The sequence below is a fragment of the Porphyromonas crevioricanis genome, from assembly GCF_900167225.1.
Lineage (GTDB): Bacteria > Bacteroidota > Bacteroidia > Bacteroidales > Porphyromonadaceae > Porphyromonas > Porphyromonas crevioricanis.
This window is the reverse complement of record NZ_FUXH01000002.1, coordinates 231,381-241,516: the sequence shown is the minus strand read 5'-3', so window position 1 is coordinate 241,516 and position 10,136 is coordinate 231,381. Positions and strand designations below refer to the sequence as shown.

The following is a 10,136-nucleotide window of genomic DNA, read 5'->3' as shown; positions in this document are numbered from 1 at the left end:
CAATGCAAGGCGGAGGCCTGCGCTACTACCAAGGAGGAGGAATATCCCATGCCCCCAGCGGAGCTGCCCCTCGCGATGCTATCGTGGATGAATCAACAGCCTTTACGGATCATCCTCTGACAAAGGGGCGGCTATGGTATATAAGACACGAGATAGGGGGATGTGGCAGTAATGGGCAATTTCGGACAGATATCTATCACCTCACTGGGCAAGTCATAGAGCAGGAAGGTAAACAATACCATGTAATAGAGAGATACTTCTCCCTCGATGGCCCCGACACTCCACACAAAAACTTTTTCTACCTCCGTTATGATGCAGAGCAGGGTACAGAATATTTTTCTGGAAGAAGTACGGATGGCAAACCGGGTTACGGAGAAAGGCCTCTCTACGACTACAAAAAGATAGCTGGATGGTCTTTTCTAAAATCCCAACGGAAAGGGGGTCTACCTCTGAGTGGAACATCTCTTCCTTTCCAAAACGAGTCTGGAAAAGACAGTAAGGGCAGACGTGTGTACAAGTATACCCATTCTAAATATGAGTCCTCTTTTTCCTGGATCGAAGGTGTCGGCTGGGACCAAGGCTTCTGGCCGTATGCTATCGGCCTTAGCGGTGGCGGTCCCGACCTGCTGATCTATGCAGAGGATCAGGAGGGGCGGACTTACGGAGAGAAGAAGTTTATCAATACGGGCATTGACAATCCGGCATCACCCGATAGAGATGTCGCTCCATACAGCATCTGGCACAACGGATCGACCCTTTATGCACAAACCTCATCGCTTGCGGGCTTTAGCAAACAAAGGATCACCCTCTACAACGCAGCCGGAGAAATACTGCGGAGCTATGATCTCGACAACAATGAGCAACAAGTATCCATCGCCTCTTCGCTCGAAAGTGGGGTATATTTCTGGCAACTCTCCGGAGAAATGCAAAAATCATGGAGCGGAAAACTGATCGTTCCATAATCACAAGAGATGTCAGAGCAGAATAGAAATAGAGAGGGGGTTACCATTTGGTAGCTCCCTCTCTGTTTTCTCATCCCTTGTCGGAGAAACGTTGTGTAGCAAGATTGTTTGAACAGACTTTTTGTCGGACTCTTCGATATGCAGTCATCATGATAGTATTGAGACTGACAAAAGAGGTCAATAATCGGCACAGTAAAAGAAAAGAAGATTGTACTTTTGAGTTGTCAATAGCTGAGAGACTTACCATCCATGCTTAGCGTAAAAAGAGTTAACAATGAAATCCGATAAAAAAACAGACAAACTGAAGGAGAAACAATCTGTTCTCTTTCTTAAAAAAGGCATGCGCAAGAACACATTAGCCGCATTTATATATGCACTCGTAACGGCTATGGTAGGGATGTTTATCATGAGTTCTTTGTATGACGTTGAAATAAACTTTATTTATGGACTTATCCTCGCAGGCTGGTTGTTCTTAATTGATTTTCTCTTTTTGCTTATCAAATCATCCCTCAAGAAACGGGCCTCAAAGACTACAAAAATTTAGTCGGATTAGGTTTTACCTCGGCAGCTTTTAGTTGCTCATTGCAATAAGTTCATTCGGCTCGATGTTCACTGAGAGACTGTCACACAACATGGCTCTCATCGCATTACTTTCGACATTCGGGCTATTGTAGCAAAACAAAGAGGCTGTGTCAAAATCGGATTTTGACACAGCCTCTTTGTTTTTCAAGAAGTCTCTCCCTCTAACCTTATGGGGGGGGGGGGAGAAAAAGTTTTAGTGATGTCTTTTGCCCTTATATGCCGCATAAGAGAGATAAACGACCAGCAAAAGGAAAGTCACAAGAATTACGATCACTTCCGTCTTGTGTCCCAAAGGATCGGTCCATATCTCATTGAAAAGATTGAGTCTGCCCATAATCTCTATCGGGGTCCAAAAGACAATTACAGTGGCAATAGCCATGCGTATATTGGCTCCCCAGGAAGACAGCCGAAGCTGTTTGCGGAAGATAAAAACAGAGCCGACCAGACAAATCAAGCCTATTAGCAGTGTCACAGGGTGACGTTCTCCCAAGAAATTAGTGTCATAGCAGAACATCAGGAGCAGATAGCTCGACCATAACATCATATTTAACTCCATGAAAGTAATGATAGCCGTATGTCGAGTCATCGGCCGGGCTACGATCATATTCTTTCGATTTCGGAAAACAGCCCGTTGTATCCAGTTGAAAAAGTTACAAGCACTCTTAGCACTAAAAATATACAGAAGCATAAACATTACCCAAAACCCAAAAGAAGAGGGCATGATCAGGTATTCGGGTTTGGTGACAATCTCTCCATTGACAATCTCTGGCATCACTCCGTAGCGGTGTGCATAGTAGACAAAGACAAACTCTACCCAGCCAGTCCAGAAAAGCAATCCACCAAAAAATCCCCAAAGAGTTTGCTTGGTATCGCCTTTGGCGAAAACGCCTGCAATCACCATGACAACACCTACTGCTCCCATAAAGAAAGCCGAGTAGTGCAGCATGGATTTGTCGGTGATCAGATGCTCCATAAGGATCATCAACACATGCCCCAGGGGCATGGTGAGCAGAACAACCAGAAAAGAGACTATGGCTTTGAGCCAATGCTTATTGGGCGGGCGGGCTGCCACGGAAGAAGTTGGATGATTATTTTCCATTGGTAAATTCGATTATAGGTAATACTTTGCTTTGAGTTCGGCCACCAGGGGATCGGTGATATAGTCGTCGTAGTCCATCATCTTGTCAATAATGCCTCGTGGCGTAAGCTCGATAATTCTGTTGGATACGGTTTGGATAAACTCGTGGTCGTGGCTGGAAAAGAGGATATTCCCCTTGAATGTCTTGAGGGTATTGTTAAAAGCCTGTATACTCTCCAAGTCCAAGTGATTGGTAGGGGTATCCAGCACCAGGCAGTTGGCATTCTTGAGCATCATCTTGGAAATCATACAACGCATCTTCTCCCCTCCGCTCAAGACACTTGCTTTCTTCTGTATTTCTTCTCCACTAAAAAGCATCCGCCCCAAGAATCCTTTCAGATCGACTTCGTTGATCCCTTCGGCGAACTGGCTAAGCCATTCCACCAAATTCAAATCAGTATTAAAGTACTCCGAGTTGTCCAGAGGCAAGTAAGCCGAAGTGATCGTTTGCCCCCATTCATAAGAGCCTTTCTCTGCTTTCTGTTTGCCGTTGATGATTTGGAAAAGAGCTGTCATAGCTCTGGGGTCACGGCTGACAAACACGATCTTATCGTTCCGCTCCACGTTGAAATTCAGATCCGTGAAAAGCAACTGTCCATCATCGGCCCTTGCTTCGAGACCTTTCACCTCCAAAACCTTGTTGCCCGGCTCTCGCTCCGGATTGAACAAAATACCCGGATAACGGCGTGAAGACGGAGAAATCTCATCTATATTGAGCTTCTCGAGCATCTTTTTGCGACTCGTTGTCTGCTTACTCTTGGCTACGTTGGCACTAAAGCGACGGATAAACTCTTCCAATTCCTTGCGCTTCTCCTCTACTTTCTTGTTCTGCTGCTGTTGCTGACGCAGAGCCAACTGACTGGACTCGTACCAGAAGCTATAGTTTCCGGCAAACTGCTGCACCTTGCCGAAGTCGATGTCCACCGTATGCGTGCATACCGAGTCGAGGAAGTGACGGTCGTGGCTCACCACGAGTACGGTGGTCTCGCAGTTGGCCAGATAGTTCTCCAGCCAGCTCACAGTCTCCAAATCGAGGTCATTGGTAGGCTCGTCGAGCAAGAGATTGTCGGGCTTACCATAGAGTGCACGCGCCAGCAAAACACGGACTTTTTGCTTACCGCTCAGCTCACTCATCATCTTGTAGTGCAGATCTTCCTTGATACCCAGACCACTGAGCAACATCGCAGCATCGCTTTCGGCATTCCAACCCTCCATTTCGGCAAACTGCTCCTCCAATTCGGCCACACGGTTGCCATCTTCATCGTTGAAATCGGGCTTGGCATAGAGAGCGTTTTTCTCTTCCATGATTTGCCAAAGGATCGTATGCCCCATCATAACTGTATCAAGGACGGTATATGCGTCAAAGGCAAAGTGATCCTGACTAAGCACCGAAAGACGCTCTCCGGGGCCCAGCGATATTTGCCCGCGAGTGGGATCCAACTCTCCGCTAATAATCTTGAGCATCGTGGACTTCCCTGCCCCATTAGCCCCTATGACACCATAGCAGTTACCGGGTAAAAACTTCAGATTGACATCTTGGAAAAGAACTCGTTTGCCAAACTGCATGGCCAAGTCTACGACTGTAATCATAATTGCTACTTTCTTTATTTACACACCGAAATCTTGGTACAGACTCTCGGATTTATTTGATTTACTTGCGTTTGTACTTTTCTTAAAATCGACTGCAAAGGTACGGCTTTTAGGCTGTTGCCTCCTATATCCTCATGGGAATGAACTACAAAATGAGGCATAGTTGCTCGAAAGAGCTTCTCGAGAGGAAAGACCCTTTGCAAAAGGAGAGCAAAACTTCTCCGGTTTCCATCCCCCAAGCGTGGTACATATACCGGAGACTGTTGCATAACACGGCATTCGCTGTGTTATTTTCGTAGCTTCGTGCCCTGTAAACGACTTTGCAATACGACTTTTGTCGATAATGAACCTTCACCAACCGAAACGCTCTCTGGCTTTTCTGCGCCGGATCAAAGACTTCAGTCTGCCTATAGCAATTGCCGTGGGCATCATATTTTGGAAATATCTCTACCCATTGGAGGCCGTCATTCCATACATGATCGGCGGTATGCTTTTCTTCACTTTCCTCAAGCTCTCTCCCCGTGGCATACGTCTCTTACCGGTGCATTGGCTTCTGGCTCTTTTGCAATTATCGCTTGGTATCCTGTCGTTTTACCTCCTCACAATATTCGTTGGTAACGGACAAACACCGTGGGGAGATCTGTCTGCACAAGGCACTATGATCTGTTTCGTAGCCCCGGCTGCCACAGCCTCCGCAGTGATCATCTCCATGATGGGAGGGAACATAGGAGTGGGAGCTTCCTATGTACTTCTCACCAATACTACAATCGCTTTCGTTGCTCCTCTGCTTTTCTCTCTTCTCGTAGGAGGAGAAGTCCCCTTTTGGCAATCCGTATGGCAGATTTTCTCCGGAGTGTCTCCTCTGGTCTTCTCTCCTCTTGCTCTGGCTTGGCTACTGAGATACGGATGTCCTCGAGTACACCGAAGTCTGTCTTCTATCCCACAGGTCGCTTTTTGGTTGTGGGTCATTTCACTGGCTATCATATTGGCACATACGGTCAAGTTCATTGTGGATAAAAATTGCCCGGCAGACCTTCTCCTCATCCTCTCCGGCTGTGGCCTCGCAGCTTGCATCATACAGTTTGCTTTGGGGAAATGGATCGGAGCAAAAACTCGACAGGCCGATTCGATCACTATCGGGCAATCTCTGGGACAGAAAAACACGACTTTGGCGATATGGATGGCACAGATGTACCTCAACCCGATCAGCTCCATAGCCCCCGCCAGCTATATTATTTGGCAAAACAGCTTCAACTCTTTTCAACTTTGGCTCAAAAGCAGAAAAGATGCACAACAGACAACAACCCAGCAGTAAACATACTTGTTGAGGTAATACAGATACAAAAGCAAAAAATAGATGAGATGAAACTTACAGATGAGTGGTTCAGTGTTTTGAGTGCGGACGAGCATGGGCAATCGGTCTTTGTCAATGGCCGATTGAGGCTTGACGAGTTTCGTCTCAGCAAAAAGTTCAAAATACGAATAGAGTTGCGTCTGCCCTACGAAGCAGACTGCACCGGTATGCCCACAGTATCGGCCATGAAGCTGATAGAGCAAATAGAGCAACCTCTGCGGAAAATAATGGAAGCCGACAAACTTGCAATCCTCACCGGTAACCATATAGGCGGAGGTAAAAAGTATTGGGTCTTCTACACACGTACCGAACGTGTATTTCAAGAGCGACTGAACGAAGCCCTCGCCCCATTTGATCTCCTCCCACTGGAGATCGAATGCGGTATGGATGCCGATTGGGAAGAATATACCGATATGATGGAGCTCTACTCTGCAGAAGAGGATGAGAGTGAAACAGACTAAGCCCTAAGCATTGACAGTCCGTCTCTCTTTTTCGAGACTGTTTCTGTCTGGTGCAGGAAGCGTTTTTGAGGTACCTTTACCGAGCAGTTGAGTAGATAGCCCCACTCGCAGACCTACACAACTTTCGGTTCTCCGATCCGGGATTAGGCTGTCTGTTTACACCTTACCCGAAAAGGATCGGCAAACAGGTCTCGGCTGCTTTTAAGGAAAATATACAAGGATGAAAGAAGCAAGAACAGGAGATAGAGTCCGCTTTCTCAATGCCCAAGGAGGCGGGATAGTAAGGCGAATTGTAGGGAAGGTTGCCTACGTAGAAGACACGGACGGCTTTGAGATCCCTACCCCTCTCAAGGAATGTGTGGTCGTAGACGAAAAGGACAGTTTCATGCCGTCCTACAAGCCTCCGAAAACTTCCGAGGTAAGCACTGCTCCGAATGGCAAAATGTCTCCCGATACCAAGCCTGCCCAGAAGGAAGAAATCGACACTCTTGTAAGACCGCAACTGCGTACAATAGCTCCAATAAGGCGTAACGATAAACTAAACGTCCTGTTGGCCTTCGTCCCCATGGATGAGAAACAATTAGGACAAAAGCCCTATGAGCTATATCTCATCAATGACAGCAACTACACACTCTCTTTCCTCTACTCTCTGTCGGAAGGCTCAGGACATCGCCTGAGAGCTGCCGGCACGATAGAGCCTAATATGCAGATCTTTGTCGAAGAGATAGCCCCATCCGAAGTGAATGAATTGGAACGGATAAGGCTCCAGCTACTAGCCTATAAAGTCAATAGCGGCTTTGAACCCAAGCCGGCTCTTTCGGTCGAATTGCGCATAGATGGGAGCAAGTTCTTCAAGCTTCACTCTTTTGTCGAAAACGATTTCTTCGATGAGAAAGCTCTCCTATATAATATTGTCAAAGACGATCTGCCACGGCACGAGATAGGCGTATCCCCCACGGATCTTAGGGAAGCGATGCAGGCCAAACGGAACTCCGACATACAACAGGCAAAACCCACACGAAGCCATTCTGCCAAGCCCGACAATCAACCTATCGAAATAGATTTGCATGCACACGCTCTGCTTGATTCTCTGGCAGGGCTTCAACCCAAGGACATTTTGGATTATCAACTCAAGACTTTCCGCGAAGCTCTCGAAGCACACAAGGGGCAGAAAGGCTGTCGTATCGTTTTTATCCATGGGAAAGGAGAAGGAGTTTTGCGCAAAGCTATCGAGTCGGAACTCAGGCACAAGTACAAAAACTACACCTACCAAGACGCATCGTTCAGGGAATATGGTTTTGGGGCCACAATGGTCACCATACATTAAGCACAACAAATAGATGGAGATAGAGCGTAAATTCTTAGTCCCCGATCTATCGGCTGTGCCCACGCCCGAACGAACCAGCCACATCGTGCAAGCCTACTTGCGAGCAGACAGCCGAGCTGTTGTGCGTATTCGCATCTTGGATGAGCAGGCTTTCCTTTGTGTCAAAGGCCCTACCGACACTTCCGGACTTAGCCGGGACGAATACGAGTATCCGATTCCTCTGGAAGATGCGAAAGCCATGATGTCGCTTTGTCTCCCCGGAGAAATAGAAAAGCAACGTATGCTGATCCGTCATGAGGGCCTTTGTTGGGAAGTAGATGTATTTTCCTCTCCACACGAGGGTCTGGTAATAGCAGAGATTGAGCTTAGCCACCCCGACCAACAGATAAACCTCCCCCCTTGGGTCGGAAAAGAAGTAACTGGAGATCCGCAGTACTACAACGCCAATTTGATTCATGTTTAACTCTCAATAAATCATCAATGAAAAAACGTTTTCTCCCCTTAGCTCTGTCTTTTGTTGTGAGTCTCTCCGCCTTTGCCGATGGCGGGATGTGGCTTATGCAGCAAATGCAGGCCAAGTATCAAGCAATGAAAGCTCGAGGCCTGGAGTTGGAGGCTTATGACCTTTACAATCCCGACGGCTCATCCCTCAAGGATGCGGTAATCATGTTCGACAATGGTTGTACCGGTGCTGTTGTATCCGATCAGGGACTGCTACTAACCAACCACCACTGTGGATACGATCAAATACAAAGCCACAGTTCTATAGAACACAATTATCTCAAGGACGGATTTTGGGCAATGACCCAAGCCGAAGAACTGCCCAACCCGGGTCTGGAAGTGCTTTTCATCGACCAAATCACCGATGTCACCACAGAAGTGAAGAAAGAACTGGCCAAGATAAAAGACCCCAACAGTATGGACTACTTATCACCACGCTACCTCTCCACTCTGGTACCAGGTATCGTAGGCAAGAAGGCCATGAAGGAGCAGGGAGTAAAATATCTGATCAAAGCATTCTATGGGGGCAATCAGTACTTGATGTTCAAACAGCTTGTTTACCGTGATATCCGTTTGGTAGGAGCTCCTCCCAGCTCCATAGGCAAGTTTGGAGAAGACACCGACAACTGGGCTTGGCCGAGACACTCGGGAGACTTCTCGATCTTCCGCATCTATGCAGATAAAGATGGCAGACCGGCTGATTATTCGCCCAAGAACATCCCTCTCAAACCCAAACGTTACTTCCGTATATCGACAAAAGGCATCACCGAAGGAGACTATGCAATGATCATGGGCTTCCCCGGCACTACCTACCATTTCTTCACCCCTGCAGAGGTAGAGGAATGGGGTACACTCGACAACGATATACGTATCCGGATGCGTAATATCCGTCAGGAAGTGATGCTTAAAGCGATGTTAGCTGATCCACAAATCAAGATCATGTATGCGGCTAAATATGCCAGCTCTCAAAATGGCTACAAGAGAGCGCAGGGGGCCAATTGGGCAATCACCAAGCGGAACCTTAAATCAATCAAAGAGGCACAGACAAAACAACTACTCGACTGGGCAGAGCAACAGAGAGAACCCTCCTACGCCCAAGCCGTCCGGGATATAGAACGTATTGTATCGGAACGTGCAGATTTGCGGACTCGCCAGAAGTATCTCGAAGAAACAGCTCTCATGGGCATCGAGGCAACTAAATGTCGGTTGGATCAAAAAGTTATAGATGATCTGAGAGACAAAGGGAAAAAGCCGGCCGAAGCAATGGAGGAGGTGAAGAAATTGTTTGAAAAATTCCACAACAAGGACTATTCTCCGGAATTGGATGCAGCAATAGCCAAGGCCATGCTCAATGAATATGTGCAACGCATTGCATACGACAAATGGCCGGTGGCACTCAAAGAGATTTCCGACAAATACGGCAACAGTGTGGATCGCTATGTAGATGAGATGTTCTCCGGCTCTATCTTCGCAGACAGAGCCAAATTCCAAAAAGCAATGCTTCTGTCCCCACGAGAATTGGCAGATTTGCTCGAGGCTGACCCTATATTGCGCTATGCAGCTTCTGTTCGTCAAGAATACGACAATGTAAAGAAACAGTTGGCCCCCTATGATGCTCCACTGAGCCGGGCTCAAGAGATCTATATAGCAGGGATGAAAAAGATGATGCCACAAGATCAAATCTGGCCAGATGCCAACCTCACGCTACGCTTCACCTTTGGTCAGATGAAAGGCTATTACCCAAAAGACAATGTCTACTATGGTCCACAAACGACCCTCTTGGGAGTAATGGAAAAAGAAGATCCGAACAATTGGGAATACAATGTCTCTGACAAGCTCAAACAGCTCTACGCCAATAAGGACTTTGGGCAGTATGCTATGAGTGATGGTCGTATGCCGGTGAATTTCTGTGCCACAACTCACACCACGGGAGGCAATTCGGGCAGCCCAGTCTTCAACTCAAAAGGAGAGCTGATCGGACTTAACTTCGACCGCAACTGGGAAGGTGTAGGAGGCGATATCGAATACCTACCGGAGTATCAACGCAGTATCATCTGCGACATCCGCTATTTGCTCTTTGTTATCGACAAGTATGCCGGGTGCAAACGATTAATCTCCGAAATGGATTTGCAATAAACTGCTTCCCCATAACATAATAAACAAAGAGGCTGTGTCAAAATTGAATTTTGACACAGCCTCTTTTTATGATTTCGAAAGAAAT

9 protein-coding genes are annotated in these 10,136 nt (G+C 47.1%); 7 read left to right on the top strand and 2 right to left on the bottom strand.

Features of this window, described 5'->3' with window-relative positions; translation table 11 throughout:
• Together B5D48_RS02185 and B5D48_RS02175 are read left to right on the top strand one after the other, a co-directional pair.
• On the top strand, positions 1-962 hold a 962-nt coding region (locus tag B5D48_RS02185), incomplete at its 5' end, for a T9SS type A sorting domain-containing protein (protein ID WP_078801651.1).
• A gap of 274 nt (positions 963-1,236) precedes the next feature.
• Positions 1,237-1,506 carry a hypothetical protein gene (locus tag B5D48_RS02175; RefSeq protein WP_023939064.1) on the top strand — a complete coding sequence of 90 codons (270 nt, stop codon included), beginning with the start codon at positions 1,237-1,239 and terminating at the stop codon, positions 1,504-1,506.
• A 231-nt stretch (positions 1,507-1,737) separates the two neighbouring features.
• Here the strand turns inward: B5D48_RS02175 and B5D48_RS02170 are convergent, their stop codons facing one another.
• Together B5D48_RS02170 and B5D48_RS02165 are read right to left on the bottom strand one after the other, a co-directional pair.
• A complete protein-coding gene (locus B5D48_RS02170; RefSeq protein WP_023937541.1) occupies positions 1,738-2,643 on the bottom strand; it encodes a hypothetical protein in 906 nt (301 codons plus the stop codon).
• 12 nt (positions 2,644-2,655) lie between these two features.
• Positions 2,656-4,272: an ABC-F family ATP-binding cassette domain-containing protein gene (locus B5D48_RS02165; protein WP_023937540.1), complete on the bottom strand. Its 1,617-nt coding sequence runs from the start codon at positions 4,270-4,272 to the stop codon at positions 2,656-2,658.
• 343 nt (positions 4,273-4,615) lie between these two features.
• On the opposite strand from B5D48_RS02165, the gene B5D48_RS02155 reads away from it, so the two are divergent.
• The 5 genes from B5D48_RS02155 (at position 4,616) to B5D48_RS02135 (ending at position 10,051) form a co-directional block, all read left to right on the top strand.
• On the top strand, positions 4,616-5,587 hold the full coding sequence (locus B5D48_RS02155) for a bile acid:sodium symporter family protein (protein ID WP_023937539.1): 972 nt from the start codon (positions 4,616-4,618) through the stop codon (positions 5,585-5,587).
• Positions 5,588-5,634: 47 nt separating this feature from the next.
• Positions 5,635-6,087, top strand: a complete 453-nt coding sequence (locus B5D48_RS02150; RefSeq protein WP_023937538.1) for a DUF695 domain-containing protein — start codon at positions 5,635-5,637, stop codon at positions 6,085-6,087.
• Positions 6,088-6,307: 220 nt separating this feature from the next.
• Complete coding sequence (locus tag B5D48_RS02145; RefSeq protein ID WP_023937537.1) at positions 6,308-7,414, top strand: DUF2027 domain-containing protein; 1,107 nt, start codon at positions 6,308-6,310, stop codon at positions 7,412-7,414.
• A 13-nt stretch (positions 7,415-7,427) separates the two neighbouring features.
• Entirely contained in the window at positions 7,428-7,877 is a 450-nt protein-coding gene (locus B5D48_RS02140; RefSeq protein ID WP_023937536.1) for a CYTH domain-containing protein, read from the top strand.
• A 17-nt stretch (positions 7,878-7,894) separates the two neighbouring features.
• Positions 7,895-10,051 (top strand): S46 family peptidase, encoded by a 2,157-nt coding sequence (locus B5D48_RS02135; RefSeq protein ID WP_023937534.1) that lies wholly within the window; start codon positions 7,895-7,897, stop codon positions 10,049-10,051.
• Positions 10,052-10,136 lie beyond the last annotated feature (85 nt).

What these genes read in the sequence shown, in the direction of transcription:
- B5D48_RS02175 (WP_023939064.1), top strand. Translation starts at nt 1,237, where the DNA reads ATGAAATCCGATAAAAAAACAGACAAACTGAAGGAGAAACAATCTGTT.
- B5D48_RS02170 (WP_023937541.1), bottom strand. Translation starts at nt 2,643, where the DNA reads ATGGAAAATAATCATCCAACTTCTTCCGTGGCAGCCCGCCCGCCCAAT.
- B5D48_RS02165 (WP_023937540.1), bottom strand. Translation starts at nt 4,272, where the DNA reads ATGATTACAGTCGTAGACTTGGCCATGCAGTTTGGCAAACGAGTTCTT.
- B5D48_RS02155 (WP_023937539.1), top strand. Translation starts at nt 4,616, where the DNA reads ATGAACCTTCACCAACCGAAACGCTCTCTGGCTTTTCTGCGCCGGATC.
- B5D48_RS02150 (WP_023937538.1), top strand. Translation starts at nt 5,635, where the DNA reads ATGAAACTTACAGATGAGTGGTTCAGTGTTTTGAGTGCGGACGAGCAT.
- B5D48_RS02145 (WP_023937537.1), top strand. Translation starts at nt 6,308, where the DNA reads ATGAAAGAAGCAAGAACAGGAGATAGAGTCCGCTTTCTCAATGCCCAA.
- B5D48_RS02140 (WP_023937536.1), top strand. Translation starts at nt 7,428, where the DNA reads ATGGAGATAGAGCGTAAATTCTTAGTCCCCGATCTATCGGCTGTGCCC.
- B5D48_RS02135 (WP_023937534.1), top strand. Translation starts at nt 7,895, where the DNA reads ATGAAAAAACGTTTTCTCCCCTTAGCTCTGTCTTTTGTTGTGAGTCTC.